This is a genomic window from Acidobacteriota bacterium (assembly GCA_016716435.1).
Taxonomy (GTDB): domain Bacteria; phylum Acidobacteriota; class Blastocatellia; order Pyrinomonadales; family Pyrinomonadaceae; genus OLB17.
Genome location: JADJWI010000003.1, coordinates 612,851 through 628,435, shown reverse-complemented (window position 1 = coordinate 628,435; position 15,585 = coordinate 612,851). Strand labels below are relative to the sequence as shown.

The 15,585-nt window shown below is 56.2% G+C and carries 17 protein-coding genes; 15 read left to right on the top strand and 2 right to left on the bottom strand.

Annotated elements, in window-relative coordinates:
* Positions 1–108: 108 nt before the first annotated feature.
* From IPM21_06270 to IPM21_06255, 4 genes are all read left to right on the top strand, one after another.
* Positions 109–624 carry a DUF421 domain-containing protein gene (locus tag IPM21_06270; GenBank protein MBK9163512.1) on the top strand — a complete coding sequence of 172 codons (516 nt, stop codon included), beginning with the start codon at positions 109–111 and terminating at the stop codon, positions 622–624.
* 75 nt (positions 625–699) lie between these two features.
* Positions 700–1,563 (top strand): site-specific DNA-methyltransferase, encoded by an 864-nt coding sequence (locus IPM21_06265; protein ID MBK9163511.1) that lies wholly within the window; start codon positions 700–702, stop codon positions 1,561–1,563.
* A gap of 56 nt (positions 1,564–1,619) precedes the next feature.
* Positions 1,620–2,390: an exodeoxyribonuclease III gene (xth, locus tag IPM21_06260; GenBank protein MBK9163510.1), complete on the top strand. Its 771-nt coding sequence runs from the start codon at positions 1,620–1,622 to the stop codon at positions 2,388–2,390.
* Positions 2,391–2,460: 70 nt separating this feature from the next.
* Positions 2,461–2,976, top strand: coding sequence for a hypothetical protein (locus IPM21_06255; GenBank protein MBK9163509.1), 516 nt, complete (start codon positions 2,461–2,463; stop codon positions 2,974–2,976).
* Positions 2,977–3,168: 192 nt separating this feature from the next.
* Here the strand turns inward: IPM21_06255 and IPM21_06250 are convergent, their stop codons facing one another.
* The gene (locus tag IPM21_06250) at positions 3,169–3,357 is read right to left on the bottom strand and encodes a hypothetical protein (protein ID MBK9163508.1); all 189 of its coding nucleotides are present in this window, start codon (positions 3,355–3,357) and stop codon (positions 3,169–3,171) included.
* Between the two features lie 320 nt (positions 3,358–3,677).
* On the opposite strand from IPM21_06250, the gene IPM21_06245 reads away from it, so the two are divergent.
* The 10 genes from IPM21_06245 (at position 3,678) to IPM21_06200 (ending at position 14,422) form a co-directional block, all read left to right on the top strand.
* Positions 3,678–6,302, top strand: coding sequence for a zinc-dependent metalloprotease (locus IPM21_06245; protein ID MBK9163507.1), 2,625 nt, complete (start codon positions 3,678–3,680; stop codon positions 6,300–6,302).
* Positions 6,303–6,539: 237 nt separating this feature from the next.
* A complete protein-coding gene (locus IPM21_06240) occupies positions 6,540–6,776 on the top strand; it encodes a hypothetical protein (protein ID MBK9163506.1) in 237 nt (78 codons plus the stop codon).
* 65 nt (positions 6,777–6,841) lie between these two features.
* Complete coding sequence (locus tag IPM21_06235) at positions 6,842–7,435, top strand: MOSC domain-containing protein (GenBank protein ID MBK9163505.1); 594 nt, start codon at positions 6,842–6,844, stop codon at positions 7,433–7,435.
* Between the two features lie 64 nt (positions 7,436–7,499).
* Positions 7,500–8,735, top strand: coding sequence for an ABC transporter permease (locus IPM21_06230; GenBank protein MBK9163504.1), 1,236 nt, complete (start codon positions 7,500–7,502; stop codon positions 8,733–8,735).
* 7 nt (positions 8,736–8,742) lie between these two features.
* A complete protein-coding gene (locus tag IPM21_06225; protein ID MBK9163503.1) occupies positions 8,743–10,005 on the top strand; it encodes an ABC transporter permease in 1,263 nt (420 codons plus the stop codon).
* Positions 10,006–10,104: 99 nt separating this feature from the next.
* Entirely contained in the window at positions 10,105–10,485 is a 381-nt protein-coding gene (locus tag IPM21_06220; protein MBK9163502.1) for a nuclear transport factor 2 family protein, read from the top strand.
* 41 nt (positions 10,486–10,526) lie between these two features.
* Entirely contained in the window at positions 10,527–11,456 is a 930-nt protein-coding gene (locus tag IPM21_06215) for a cyclase family protein (GenBank protein MBK9163501.1), read from the top strand.
* Positions 11,457–11,484: 28 nt separating this feature from the next.
* On the top strand, positions 11,485–12,246 hold the full coding sequence (locus IPM21_06210) for a glucose 1-dehydrogenase (protein MBK9163500.1): 762 nt from the start codon (positions 11,485–11,487) through the stop codon (positions 12,244–12,246).
* A gap of 25 nt (positions 12,247–12,271) precedes the next feature.
* Positions 12,272–13,792 (top strand): serine hydrolase, encoded by a 1,521-nt coding sequence (locus IPM21_06205; GenBank protein MBK9163499.1) that lies wholly within the window; start codon positions 12,272–12,274, stop codon positions 13,790–13,792.
* Between the two features lie 42 nt (positions 13,793–13,834).
* Positions 13,835–14,422, top strand: a complete 588-nt coding sequence (locus tag IPM21_06200) for a VOC family protein (GenBank protein MBK9163498.1) — start codon at positions 13,835–13,837, stop codon at positions 14,420–14,422.
* A gap of 13 nt (positions 14,423–14,435) precedes the next feature.
* Here IPM21_06200 and IPM21_06195 read toward each other — a convergent pair whose 3' ends face one another.
* Positions 14,436–15,095: a nitroreductase family protein gene (locus tag IPM21_06195; protein ID MBK9163497.1), complete on the bottom strand. Its 660-nt coding sequence runs from the start codon at positions 15,093–15,095 to the stop codon at positions 14,436–14,438.
* 67 nt (positions 15,096–15,162) lie between these two features.
* Here IPM21_06195 and IPM21_06190 point away from each other — a divergent pair, with 67 nt between their 5' ends.
* A complete protein-coding gene (locus IPM21_06190; protein MBK9163496.1) occupies positions 15,163–15,582 on the top strand; it encodes a YbaN family protein in 420 nt (139 codons plus the stop codon).
* Positions 15,583–15,585 lie beyond the last annotated feature (3 nt).

The following is a 15,585-nucleotide window of genomic DNA, read 5'->3' as shown; positions in this document are numbered from 1 at the left end:
TGTTTATCGCTTGTGTCTCAAAACAAGAAAGACTATCACGCGCTATTTTAAGGGTCAAGCGTTCCGTGGGCGACACCCATTCTTCCGACATTATGTAATATTTAGATTATGGAGAATTCGATCATTGACGGGTTTCTCTGGCTGGTCGGCGTCGAGCAGGAATATGCAAATCTTTCGCCGTGGCAGATCGCTGTTCGAACCGTCGTCGTTTATATCATCGCCTATATTCTTGTCCGCCTGGCAAAGCGACGGTTCATGGGCGACTTCTCGGCGATCGACATTATATTGGGTTTTGTGGTCGGTTCGGTGATGGCCCGAGCGATCACAGGCTCGATCAGCATTTTGAACATGCTGATCGTAATAGGCGTTCTTCTGAGTGTTCACTGGGCTTTCGCATCGGTCTCGTATTTTTCGGGCGGCTTTGAGGACGCGGTCGAACAAGATAGTCGGAAGCTGGTCGAAGACGGTAAAGCGATCGAAGAAGCGCTCGAGAAAAGTAAGGTGACCCTCGCGGAACTAAGGCCGGCGTGCCGCGAAAATGGAAACGTCGAAGATATCGACGAGATCAAGGCCGCATACCTCGAGCGCGACGGATCGATCTCGATCATAAGAAAGACGAATTAGGGTTAAACTTGTCTGGTGACGAAAGGACTCGATCTTCAGAAACAGCGGGCACCTCGCAACCGAACGCTTGAGGTGATGCCCGAGGAACGCGAACGCCTTAGCCGGGCGATAGGTTCGGTTGATGCAGATGGCTCGCGAATCATCTGCGGCGACGCGTTCGCCGAATTGCCGCGGATCGCGGCCGGCTCGATCCATCTCCTATTTGCCGATCCGCCTTATAACCTCTCGAAAACCTTTGGCGGCTCGCAGTTTCGCCGGACGGATGATGAGCTTTATGAGGCGTGGCTCGACTCGTGGCTGAAGCTCGCGGCACCGCTCCTTGCTCCGACAGCAAGCATCTATATCTGCGGCGATTGGCGGAGCTCGGCGGCGATCCAGCGGGCCGGCTCTCGATATTTCAAGCTCCGCAACCGCATCACCTGGGAACGCGAAAAAGGCCGCGGAGCGAAGGCAAACTGGAAAAACGCCGCCGAGGATATCTGGTTCTTTACCGGCTCGGACAAATACACATTTAACCTCGACGCGGTCAAGCAGCGTCGCCGCGTGCTCGCTCCGTATCGCGAAGAAGGCAAGCCAAAAGATTGGACAGAAACCGCCGACGGGAACTTTCGCGATACGCACCCCTCAAACATCTGGACCGACATCACCGTGCCATTCTGGTCGATGCCCGAGAACACCGATCACCCGACGCAGAAACCCGAAAAACTCCTTGCCAAGATCATCCTTGCCTCGACCAATGAAGGCGATAGCGTCCTCGATCCATTTGCCGGGAGCGGCACGACGGCGGTCGTCGCCCGAAAGCTGGGCCGGCATTTCACGGCCATCGAATCCGACGAAGAGTATTGCCTCCTCGCCGCCAAACGCCTCGAACTCGCCGAAACCGACAAGGCCATCCAGGGCCTCGCCGACGGCATCTTCTGGGAACGCAACTCGCGATAAGACGCGATAAGGCCGATCTCTGTGTTCTTTGTGTTCTTTGTGGTAAAAGTAATGAAATGAAGATCGCGACCTGGAACGTTAATTCGATAAACGCGCGAATGGAGCATCTGCGTGATTGGCTGGAGCGTGCGGGGCCGGACGTTGTTTGCCTGCAGGAGACGAAGTGCGTTGACGAAAATTTCCCGTTTGCCGCGATCACCGAGGCGGGATACAAGGCCGAGTTCTTTGGCCAGAAGTCTTACAACGGCGTCGCGATCCTCTCGAAACACGAGATCTCGGACGTGGTCAAGGGCTTTCCCGATGACGACGACGAATCGCCAAAGCGCCTGATCGCCGGGACTGTCAATGGCGTCCGCATCGTCAACACTTATATCCCGAACGGAACCGAGCTCTGGACCGACAAGTTCACCTTCAAGCTCGATTGGCTTCAGCGGCTTCGCCAGTTCTTTGACGACACCTGTTCGGCGGAGAGCGACGTACTTCTCTGCGGCGATTTCAACGTCGCGATGGAGGACCTCGACGTCTGGACCATCCAGCAATGGGAAGGAAAGCTCCATTTCTCAAAGCCCGAACGGGCCGCGATGTACCACGTAAAGCAATGGGGTTTTGTCGACGCTTTTCGAAAGATCAATGGCGATGCACAGGAGTTCTCATGGTGGAATTATCGCGAAGGGGCGTGGCAGCGGAACCGCGGCCTGCGCATCGACTACATCTGGACCTCGCCGGCCTTGGCCGAGAAGTGTACCGATTGCATAATTGACCGCTCGACCCGAGAGCTCGAACGCCCAAGCGACCACGCACCGGTCATCGCTGAATTCACGATCTGAGCGATCGCAGTTCGGCAAAACTTGACGGGATACTCGTCTCATTCTTGACCAAATTCTACGGAGGATAGCTATGGGATTCAGTATCTTTGCGGCAGGCACAAATAACTTTCATTACACCAGGGACGATTGCCTTGACGACAGCGATTTCAAGGTCGTCGAGGTACTCGGCAAACTACAGGCCATGGAGCCGACCAAAATGGGTGCGATAGCGACCGGAATCGACATCGCGCAGCCCTCAGTGGGGATCATTGATGCGATGAACGCAATGGCGACGATGCAGTTTCTGCATCTTCTGAACAACGCCGTTTCGTTTTTGGCGATGAAGCCAAAGGCCCGCGAGGGGTGGATCTTCGTCTCTGCCCGGGAGTCGCACATTCTCTGGCCCGATACCGGCGGCAACGGCGAATACAAATTCGATCCCGGCGATAACCCGGGCCACGAATTTATGAAAAAGATCGGCCCGGCATTGAAAGAGGCCGACATGGCAAATTGGGGTGTTTTGCGAGAGCTTGTACTTTGTCTTTCAAAGTTTGAACGAAAGGTCGGCAATGCGGTCCCGGCGATCACGATCCAGCTTTCACATTGATGGCATGATCCGTTGAGGCCGAATTTAAGGTTTAAGGATTAAGGAAGGGTCAGCCGGAAGATCGGCTGATCTTCTCAATTCCGCGGGTTTGTTTCTTTTGTGGCACTTCCTGCAAGATCGCCGCGCACTACCGCAGAATTCACAGTTCAAATACGCAGATGCGTCCTCAGGCGATCGCGTGTGGAATCAACGTTACCGTCTTTCGTTGTAAAACGGATGCTCTTGGGCCTCTTCGCGGCAGTTCGTTCGGCCGCTGTTTTCGCAATTTGTGAGATTATCGAGTATCAGCGAGCTGACGAACTCCACCGTCCGATAGACCGCAACGCCCAAAAGCAGGCATAGCGTGATCGAGATCACGGAAAGTACCAGGTTTTTCTTCATTTCTCAGGCTCCTCCTTCCCTTTCTGAATATATGAAAAAGATTGCGGGGCGGTGCTTCGCCTGAGCTTTGCGTAAGAATTGTCGCTATCTTAGTCCCGCCTGCCCGGCAAAGTCAACTTATTTCCGGCTGCTGCTGAAACCAAGCCCCGCTCCTGCTCGTAATTACACGTTCACTGTTGCGAACATACCCTCGCGAGTGCTATACCTCGCTTTTACCCGCAAAGGCCGGAGTGGCAGCAGCTTTCCGCGGCAAATTGCCTTAAGAAAGCCGGGCGGTATGCAGCTTCACCCATGCAAAACTAGTTAAGGAGCATCACTAAATGAGAAGGACCACACTCGCTTTTCTGCTTATCGGGATCATTGCGTTCTCGGGCAGCATTGGCGTATTTGCCCAAGACCCGCCGCCGACACCGGCCGAAACGCCCGCCGGCCCGCAGCGTCCCGGAATGCCCGGAGCGCGTCCGGGAGCTGACCAGGACCCGAAACCCTATGATCAGGTAATTACCAAAGATGCGGTGTCGAAAGACGGCGTCTTCAAGGTTCATAAGATAAAGGACAAATTCTTTTACGAGATCCCGGCCGCCGAGATCAACAAAGAGTTTTTGTGGGTGACGCAGATCGCCCGCACGACCCTCGGCGTCGGCTATGGCGGCCAGGCACTCGGCCGCCGCGTCGTCCGCTGGGAGCGGGTTGATAACAAGATCAATCTTCGCAGCATCAGCTACGACATCGTCGCCGACCGCAATCAGCCGATCGCACAGGCCGTGGCCGCAGCAAATGAGGACGTTATCCTAATGGCATTCCCGGTCGCGGCCTGGGGCCCGAATGAAGCCGCCGTTATTGACGTAACGCGGCTCTTCACGACCGACCTGACGGAGCTTTCGGCACGCCAGCGTCTGCAAGCAAATACGCTTGATGCCTCGCGTTCTTACATCGAACGCATTGCAACGTATCCGACGAACATCGAGGCTGTTGCGACGCACACTTACGTCCGCAATCCCACGCCGGCCGGCGCGCCGGGCGGTGGCGGCGGCAGTCCTTTCAATCAGGGAATGCGTCCGGGCTCGGCGACCGTTGTGCTCAACCACAGCATGGTCAAGCTTCCGGAAAACCCGATGCAGCCGCGGCTCTTTGACGAACGTGTCGGCTATTTCTCGGTCTCCAACATCGACTACGGCCGCCCCGAACACAAGGCGACCCAGCGGCGGTTCATCACCCGCTGGCGGCTTGAGAAAAAGGACCCGAACGCAGCCATCTCCGAACCGGTAAAGCCGATCGTTTACTACATCGACTCGGCAACGCCGAAATGGCTCATCCCGTTCACCAAACGCGGTGTCGAGAAATGGCAGAAAGCCTTCGAGGCCGCCGGGTTCAAGAACGCGATCATCGCCAAGATGGCCCCGACCGCCGCGGAGGATCCGACCTTCAGCCCCGAGGACGCTCGCTACAGCGTCATCCGCTGGCTGCCCTCGACCATCGAGAACGCCTCCGGCCCGCACATCAACGACCCGCGGACCGGCGAAATTCTCGAGTCGGACATCCAGATGTATCACAACATCATGAACCTCCAGCGTTCGTGGTACTTCCTTCAGGCGAGCCCGAACGACCCGCGTGCACAGCGGCTGCCGATGCCGGATGACCTGATGGGAACGCTTGTCGAGTATGTCGTTGCCCACGAGGTCGGCCATACGCTCGGCTTCCAGCACAATATGAAGGCGAGCTCGATGTACCCGGCCGAAAAGGTCCGCGACCGAAACTGGGTCAAGCAGTACGGCCACGTTTCGACCCTGATGGACTATTCGCGGTTCAACTATGTCGCCCAGCCGGAAGACAAGATCGACCCCGCCGACCTCGTCCCGGGCATTGGCCCCTATGACGTTTGGGCTACGATGTGGGGCTATAAGCCGATCCCGACAGCGACGAACTCCGACGCCGAAAAAGCGACGCTCGACGAATGGGCACGTCAACAGGACGCAACGCCGTGGTACCGCTTCTCGACAGCAGGTTCGGCCGGAAGCGACCCCGGCGAACTGACCGAAGCGGTCGGTGATGCCGATGCGATCTACTCGACCGAACTTGGCATTCGCAATCTAAAGCGGGTCGCCGGCTACATAGTCCCGGCCTCGACAACTCAAAAAGGCGAGCCCTACAACGACCTTTCCGAGCTCTACGGCCGTATGCTCGGACAATGGACGCTTGAGCTCAACCACGTTGCCGCGATCGTCGGTGGCTATAACTCGCAGCAGCGGCACATCGGGCAGAACGGCGTCCGTTTCGAGTTGATCCCTAACATGCGGCAGAAACAGGCAGTCGCGTTCCTCAACGAGAATGCCTTCAAAACGCCGACCTGGGCACTCGATAAGGAGATCCTCCGCCGCATCGAGCCGCTCGGAGCTCTCAACCGCGTCCGCAATGCACAGAACAGCGTGCTCAACAATCTGCTCTCAAGCTCACGGTTCGCACGGCTCATCGAGCAGCAGGCGCTTGACGGTGCGGCCGCGTATCAGCCGGCCGAGTTCCTGGCGGATGTCCGCAACGGCGTCTTCTCCGAACTCAACGGACAGAACGTCGTGGTCGATGCCTATCGCCGCAACCTGCACCGTTCTTATCTTGATATCGCAAATAACAAGATCAACGGCACCGTGACGGTTCCGGCGAACCTCCCGCCCGGCTTTGCCGCGATGTTTATGTCGAGCGGCGATGAGCGTGCGTTCTATCGTGCCGAGCTTCGCGAGATCAGCGCTATGGCCGTACGGGCACTTGCAAACACCACCGACCGCACGACCCGTATCCACCTCGAAGGCATTCGCGACCATGTCTCTAAGATCCTCGACCCGAACCAGCCGGTTGCCTCGAACACACGGGCGAATGCTCTTGCAATGGAAATGCTCGAGCTCTACCTAAACCCGACCGCCTGCTGGCCGGATTACAAGATCGAGCCCTAAGGCAGCACTAGAGGTCCACAAAAGAACGCGGGAGGCAATTTGCCTTCCGCGTTTTTCTTTTCCCTTTGGTCGGAACGGTGTCCGGGGTCGGTTGTGATTAGCGTCTGAAAGATTGAGAATCTCGATATGGGTGCAGGCAGATTCTCAGCGATACTATTCTTGTGCATACTACTGGGCGGCTGTATGCGATGGGGCCCAACCGGCGAGAGCGTGGCGGACAATGGTCGCGAGGTAAAAATGGCAAAACTCGAATTTCTGACACGCGATGGCTGCCGGAACACGCCCAAGATGCTCGAAGCTCTAGAGCAGGCCCTTGCCTCGATGGGCTCTCCGCCGAAACTTGAGATCGTCCATCAGAGTGAGCTTGCATCCGACGATCCCCGGGTCGGCTATCCGACGCCGACAATACTCGTGAACGGCTCCGATGTTTTCGGCCAGCCGGTGCCTACGCCGCCATTCCCCGCTCCTTCCTGACGGCTCTACCCGGGCGGAGTTCCGTCTGTTGAACGGATCGCAGAGCGATTGACCTTGGAAACAAAATGAGACCCTTCGAGAACGATCAGATCATTACGCTCACCACCGCCGAGATCGAAGCGAGGATCGATCATGTACTCGCCGCTCCGAAGGATGAAGGCCGACTTGAGATGATCGTCCGTCGGCCGGCGACCGACGCCCGCGAGGTCATTCAGGAAGGCGAACTCGATCTCGAGGTGGGCCTCGTTGGCGACAACTGGCTGACCCGCGGAAGTTCACGGACGGACAGTGGGCTCGGACATCCCGAGATGCAACTTAATTTGATGAACTGCCGTTTTGCGGAGCTTATTGCGGGCAGCCGCGAGCGCATGCCGCTTGCCGGTGACCAGCTCTTTGTTGATCTCGACATGAGCGGCGAAAATCTCCCGCCCGGAACCAGAATCAAAGTTGGCGACGCCGTGATCGAAGTGACCGCCATTCCGCACACCGGCTGCAAGAAGTTCGTTGAACGCTTCGGGCTCGACGCGATGAAGTTCGCCAATTCCGATTTCGGCCGCCGCCATAGCCTACGAGGCATCAATGCAAAGGTCGTCGAGCCCGGGAAAGTACGCACCGGCGATGCAGTAGTTGTCACCTCGCGGCCGCTTCGCGACACTTGAAACCGCCACGGTCTTGCGTTCGTAATGAAATCTTAGCCGCGAAGTCGGCGGCGCTCTGGAACCTATGTCGTTGTTCGAAGCATTAAGGATCGCATTCGGTTCCATTCTCGGGAACAAGCTCCGCTCATTCTTAACACTTCTCGGCGTGATCTTCGGCGTTGCGACCGTGATCGTTGTCGTTTCGATCATCGAGGGTTTCAACGCCTATGTTGATGATAAGATCGCGAACATCGGCACGAATGCATTCTCCGTACAAAAGTACTCGATCGAAGATTTCGCGAGTGTTGAAGCACTCAATGCCGCACGCCGCCGCAACAAGGACGTTAATATTGATGATCTTGAGGCCCTGCAGGAACTCGCTGCCGGAAGCCGTACTATCCGCGACGCAGCGGGCAAGGCGGCATCGGTCGCTGACGTCAAATTCGGCAACGAGACGCTCCAGAAGATACAGCTCAAGGCAAATACGCCGAATCTGGCCGAGATAGAGAACATCGAAACCGCTGACGGCCGCTACTTCTCGGCCTCGGATGAAGAAGCTCGGCGATACGTCGCGTTTCTCGGTTCCGAGGCGGCCGCAAAGCTCTTTCCAAACGATTCACCGATAGGCAAGACAATAAAGGTCGATGGCCGGACGTTTCAGGTGATCGGAGTCGGAAAAGAACTCGGAACCGCCTTCGGGCAAACGCGCGACATGTACGTCGCGATCCCGTTGAGGACGTTCCTTTCGATCAATGGGCTTCGCCGCAACATCTCGATCAGCATCAGTTCGACAACACCGGAAGCATACGTTGAGGCGGCAGACGAGGTGCGGACCCTGATGCGAACGAGACGCAAGCTCGGTCCCTCCGAAGCGGACAATTTCGGCATCGTAACTCCGGGAGCTATCAACAAACTTCGTGATCAGATCTTCGGAACCATTCAGGTCGCGGCCATCGGTGTTACATCGATCTCACTGGTCGTCGGCGGTATCGTTATCATGAACATCATGCTGGTCAGCGTAACGGAGCGAACCAAAGAGATCGGCATCCGAATGAGCACCGGCGCCCGCCGCCGCGATATTCTGAAGCAGTTCCTGGCGGAGTCGGTCACGCTGTCGCTGATGGGCGGAGCGATCGGCATCACGATCGCATTTCTTTTGTCGCAGTTGGTCGCGACGCTTACGCCGATACCGACGGCATTGCCGATTGGCTGGGTCATCGCCGCATTCTTGGTCTCAAGCGGGGTTGGGCTCGCATCGGGTGTTTATCCGGCGTGGACGGCAGCCGGGCTCGACCCGATAGAGGCACTCCGGAGCGAGTAGATCCCGAATGATACGAGCGGAATTCAAAGAGAATCTCCTGATGGCGTTCGATACGCTCCGGCAGAACAAGCTCCGGTCGTTTCTGACCATTCTCGGCGTTGTGGTCGGCACGACGACCGTCATCGTCATCGCGGCATTCGTTTCGGGGATAGACTCCCGCGTCTCAAAGGAGATCGAGAGCTTTGGGACGAATTCGATCTACGCCTTCAAGTTCGACCCCGGTTTCAACTTCACACCCTCGGTCGAGGAACGAACCCGAAAGCCACTCGTTGAGGAAGATGCCATTGCTATCCGTGCCGAGTGTGAGTCGTGCGAGCTTTCGGCCCCGTTCATGTCGCCGGTCGATTTCACGAGCGGCCCGTTCACCCAGCGGGTCAATGTCCGCAATAAAGAGATCGAGATGACCAACGCGACGGTTCAGGGTACGACGTCCGACTATTTCAAGATGGGTGTGACCGAGATCGCCGAAGGGCGTTATTTTTCACCCGACGAAGAGGCCAGCCGCCAGCGGGTCGCCGTTATCGGCTACGATGTTGCCAATGTCCTTTTCCCGACGAGCGTTGCCCTTGGGAACGACATCCAGATCGAAGGGACAAAGTACCGCATCATCGGGGTTTTGAAGGAACGTGAGATCTTTCTGGTCGGAGCCGAGGACCCGAACAACGAGAACAAGGCCGTTTATCTTCCGTTCAAGACCATCAAGCAGCTTTACCCGGCCAATGAGGACTGCTTCATAATGACGACCGCCAAGCCGGGCCGTATGAAAGAGGCCCTCGAAGAAGTGAGAACAATTCTGCGGAAACGCCGCGGCGTTGAACAAGGCAAACCGGACAACTTCGGCGTTCAGACCTCGGAACAGATAATCGAGCAATTCGGCGCGATCACCGGCGGCGTTTTTCTTTTGATGGTGGCGATCTCAAGCGTCGGCCTTTTGATCGGCGGTATCGGTGTGATGAACATCATGCTGGTAAGCGTTACGGAAAGGACCAAAGAGATCGGGATCCGTAAGGCGATCGGCGCCAGAAAGATCGACATCATCACGCAGTTTCTGATCGAGGCCGCGACCCTGACCGGCCTCGGCGGCATTCTCGGGATCGCGATCGGGATCGGACTGTCTCTTATAATCCAGACTTTCCTGCCGACTTACGTTCCGCTTTGGGCTCCGATCGTCGGCTTTGGCGTTTCGGTGGCGATGGGAGTCGGCTTCGGGCTCTGGCCCGCATGGAAGGCCGCAAATCTGCACCCGATCGACGCTCTCAGGTACGAATAGCATCTTGCGACGGCCGCGATCGGTCGCCATGGCTATGGCGCTTTCAGCTAAGCCGGAAATGGGATAGGGTAAAAGCAGTCTTTCCCCAGGAGGCAAATTATGACAACAGCATCAGCACAGTCTGGCGAACGCGAAGCGATCGCTAAAGTGATCGACACCTACATTAGTGGCGGCATTTCGGGCAAAAGCTCGGATATGCAGCCCGCCTTTCACCCGACCGCGACCATCCACGGTTATCTTGGCGAAGATCTGATCGCCGGGCCGATCCAGGGCCTTTTCGATTGGATCGACGGCAATGGCCCCGCAGCCGAATTGAAGTCGAACATCGCCAACATCGATATCGAAGGCACCATCGCCACCGTCCGCCTCGAACTCGACAACTGGACCGGCCACCGGTTCACAGATATGTTCACGCTGCTCAAAACCGACGGCGAGTGGAAGATCATCAGCAAGGTGTTCTACTTGCACCCCGAGGTCTGAGAACTGGAGACAATATGAAAAGACGATCGAATCACGGTCTGATGGCGATCGTAGGCATTGCCATGTTTGCGGGCCTAATGCTCGCTCAAGAAAAGCCGTGTCCAACGGCGTCAAATTTTGGCCCGAACGATCAGATCGGGAACATCAACCACGTCACCCCTGCGAAGACGCTTGCCGCGTCGAAACTGGTGACGACGGGAAAGGCCTATCGGCTCGGTATTGAGACCAATAAGAACACGGCGGCATATGGCCATCGCACGTTTTCGCTCACAGTGTTACAACCGGACCAGGCCGGCGGTGCATCGTGGGGGCCGACGAAGACGACTTTTAACGATGACCTTATAACGGGATGGATCGGCGTCGGTTCGCAAATCGACGGTCTGGGTCACGCAGGAATTGACGGGCTTTATTTTAACTGCAACAAGGCAAACGACTTTTCTCGAGTAGACGGCCTTACAAAACTCGGGATCGAAAATGTTCCGGCTATTGCTACGCGAGCCGTTTTGCTCGACATGGCAGGCTATCTCGGAACCGATATTGTGAAGGAAGGCGTCGCTTTTAACCGGGCCGAGATCGAAGGTGCAATGAAACGGCAGGGCCTCAGAGCGATCGAAAAAGGCGACATCGTACTACTTTATACAGGATGGATGAGCCTTTTGGGCAAGGACGACAAGCGATTCATCGCGGCTAATCCCGGCCTCGGCCGTGAAGGAGCCCGCTATCTCGCCTCGCTGGGCGTTGCCGCGGTCGGTGCTGACACAGCAAATTTCGAGGTGATCCCATTTGAAAAGGATGCGGGACTCTATGAGGTTCATCAGATACTTCTCGCCGAAAATGGGATCTACATTCTCGAAAACCTCAAACTTGACGAGATGGCACGAGACAAAGCCTGGGAGTCGTTCTTCACCCTAGGCCCGACGCGGATAACCGGCAGCGTGCAGGCGTGGATCAACCCTATCGCGATAAGGTGATCAATGAGCAAACGAAAGGAAGCTAATTATGAAAGATAAAGTTGCACTGATAACTGGAGCGAGCAGCGGGATCGGGAGGGCGACGGCCACGGCGTTTGCCGCCAAGGGGGCGAGCGTAGTGCTTGCGGCCAGACGGCAAGAGGAGCTCGACACGCTGGTGGCTGAGATCGAGGCCGCTGGCGGGAAAGCGACTGCTATCAAGACCGATGTGTCCAATGCTCAGGACGTCGAGAAGATGGTGGCTCACGCTATCGCGACGTTTGGACGGCTCGATTACGCGGTGAATAATGCCGGCATCGAAGGCAGGATCGCGAACATTGTCGATCTCGAGGAAGATGACTGGGACAAGGTCCTCGACATCAACCTGAAAGGTAACTATCTATGTCTGCGATACGAGGCACGAGCGATGCTCGATGGCGGGCACGGCGGAGCGATAGTCAATGTAGGCTCGGTGAACTCTTTTCTCGGTTTCGGGTCAGGAGCCGCATATGTCGCTTCGAAGCACGGACAGGTCGGCTTGACGACAAGCGCGTCCGCCGAGCTCGCACCGCACGGAATCAGAGTAAACATCGTCTGCCCGGGGTTTGTTGATACGCCGATGCACCAACGGATCCGCGGCATCATCGGCGACGAGCCTTTCGATAATGCCATGGTGCCGCAGGTCCACGTCCGACGCGTCGGCAAGCCGGAAGAGATCGCGTCCGCGATCTTGTTCCTTTGTTCCGACGAAGCAAGCTACATAACTGGCACTACTCTTACACCGGACGGAGGATTTACGATGACGGTTTAAATAGCGTAGGCCGGAGAACGACGATATGACGAAACAACTTACATTCCTTTTGCTGATGACAATGACAGTCGCGTTCGCTTTTACTGCGAATGCGCAGACTGCCCAACCTCGAGTTGACGAGCTTGACCGATACATTGGAGCAGCACAGAAAACGTGGGACATTCCAGGCATTTCGGTCGCTGTCGTTCAGGATGGCAAAGTCCTGCTCTCAAAGGGTTATGGCGTTCGCGATATCGGTAAGCCCGAGGCCGTTGACAACCGAACGCTCTTTGGCGCGATGTCAACGACCAAGGCGATGACCGCCGTCGCGATGGGATTGCTTGTTGACGAAGGCAAGCTCAAATGGGACGACAACGTCATCGACCACCTTCCTGGATTCAGGGTCAACGACCCCTATATCACGAGCCAGCTAAAGGTGCGCGACCTGTTCACACACAACGCCGGTATGCCGAACACCGACATTTTGTGGGCGTGGGCCTTTGATTATTCAAGCGATGAAATTCTCAGACGAATGCAGCACGTTTCGCCGGTATATCCATTTCGCGGCGGGTTTGTGTACCAGAACGTAATGTATTTGGTCGCGGGCAAGATCATCGAAAAGGTCTCGGGAATGACGTGGGAGCGGTTCATGATGGAACGAGTATTCGCGCCGCTTGGAATGAAGAACACATTTGCGACGATCCGCGGCGGACTAAGCTACGCAAACCGTTCGTCGGCTCATTACAGGATCGACGGCAAGGTCGAGGTCATTCCCGAAATGTATGCCGATGAGATCGGCCCGGCGGGCTCGGTTTGGTCAACCTCCGACGATATGGCGATCTGGATGAACTTCTTGTTGAATAACCACAGGGTGGACGGCAAGCCGTTCGTTAGCCAAACAATATTGAACGAGATCTTTCGCCCGCAAGTTATGACGACGCCTGCCGCGTATCCGACGTATAGCATTCTGAAACCAAACTGGGCGACATACGGTCTGGGGTGGTTTCAGCACGATTACCGCGGGCTGAAGGCTGATATCCACACGGGTAGCCTTGCGGGCAGGACCGCGATAGTTGGTTTGCTTAGGGACAAAAAGGTCGGCGTTTACGTCTTTGGCAATATCGATCAGACCCAGCTCAGGCATGCACTCGTTTACAAGGTGTTTGACGTCTTCGGTTTCGACGATCCGAAGGGCCGCGATTGGAGCGTGGAATTCAAAAAGATGTACGACGAGCTCGAAGCGAATGCTGAAAAGCAATCAAGCGCACAGCTCGCCGCGAACCTGAAAGATACGAAGCCGAGCCGGCCTCTGTCCGCATATGCGGGGCGTTACCGCGACGACTTTATAGGCGAGATCGAGGTCAGGTTTTCAAACGAAAAACTTCGTCTGATGATAAACGGTAAGCCCGTCGGAGAACTCGAACATCGACAGGTCGATGCATTCAACGTGAAGTGGGAGCAACGGTGGCGCGGAATCTCTATCGTGACATTCAATCTCAACCCTGTGAACGGCAACGTTTCTGGCGTTCAGGTCGCCGGGCGTACGCTCAACCGTATCTCCAAATAGGTCAGATCAGCCCGAACTCGTGCACACCAAATGGAGGAAAATATGAAAATCGCACGCCCTACGAGATTCGCTCACATCGTTTACCGCACTCGGCGTTTTCAAGAAATGCTGGAATGGTACTCGACCGTTTTCGATGCTCGCATTCAGTTTAAGAACCCGGCACTTGCGTTCATGACCTACGACGACGAGCATCATCGTTTTGCGTTCGCCGATATGAACGTTTTGCAGCCGGACGGCGGAGCGATCGAAAAGAGCGATGCGATTGGCGTTGACCATGTCGGCTATACGCTCGAGGGCATTGGCGACCTGTTGGAGAATTATGCTTTGCTGAAGGCGAGAGGCATCTCGCCCTACTGGTGCATTCACCACGGCATTACCGTGTCTATGTATTACGCCGACCCCGACGGGAATCAGATGGAGTTTCAGGTCGATCTTTTGAGTTCGGGTGAGGAGGCAAGTGCTTTCATGAAAACGGGCTTCGAGGTCAATCCGGTCGGCGTCGAATATGACCCGGACGAACTGCTCGTGAGTTACCGGGCCGGAGTATCGCCTGATGCTCTGCTGCGATTCTACGATGGCGGCGAGATATCGCCGATCCGCGGAGAGTTCGCACGGTTGATGTCTGCTTAAGGGCCAGTGCCAGCTATACGATGATCATTATCTCCTCAAGCGGTTTTCGCTTGATGTCGGGAACGCGGGCATCCTCGGCCGGATAACCGACCGGGATGAGGACGAAGGGCACTTCGTTGCGCGGGCGGCCGAGTATCTCTTGCAAAAATTTCATCGGGCTTGGTGTGTGGGTCAGCGTTGCGAGGCCCATGTTGTGCAGAGCGGCGAGCAGCAGCCCGACCGCAATCCCAACCGATTCCTGCGAGTAATACGTCGGCTCCGTCTCGCCATTTTCTTCGATGGACGTGATGCGAAAGACGATGATCAGGTACGGTGCGATCTCCAGAAAAGGCTTGTTCTCGTCCGTGCCCAACGGGGCAAGCCGTCGCAGCCATTTCTCGCTCATCCGGCTGTTATAGCTTTCGTGCTCTTCTTTCTCGGCCGCTTCGCGTATCTTCCTTTTCACTTCCGCATCGCGGACAACGACAAACCGCCACGGCTGCATATTCGCCCCCGAAGGCGCCGTTCCGGCCGTCGCGACCGCCTTTTCAATAAGCTCGATCGGCACATCCCGCGGCGAAAATTCCCGCACCGTCCGCCGCCGGTTCATTAGATCAAGAAAACCCGAGGCCCGGCTCGCCTGTTCCGCCGAACCGAGTTCGACCGGGCTCAGAGGCAAAAAGTTCGGTGTCATTGCGTCTTGTGGCATATATCGATTTAATTTTTCGCGTTTAAAATTGGTATAATCTCCGAAAGCAGCGATGGATATCAGAAAGGCAATACTGATCTTTGCGGGCACCCTCTTCGTCGCCCTTGGGGTGCTGGGCATCTTTTTGCCGCTGATGCCGACGACCGTTTTCCTGCTAATGGCGGCTTACTGCTATTCCCGCAGCTCCGAACGTTTCCATTCTTGGCTGCTGAATAATCGCTGGCTTGGCGGATACATTCGCAATTACAGATCGGGCGGCGGAATGTCTGTCCGGCAAAAGGTGAGCACGTTATCCTTATTGTGGGCCTCGATGGGATTCAGCATCTGGATCATTTCCGCAAAACTCTGGGTCAGCCTTCTGCTCGTCGCCATCGCCCTCGGCGTCACCATCCACATCCTCTGGATCAAAACATACCGCCGCGAAATCGCCGAACCAACCACCGAACCCGCACCCGCCGGCGAACTCTCATAATTG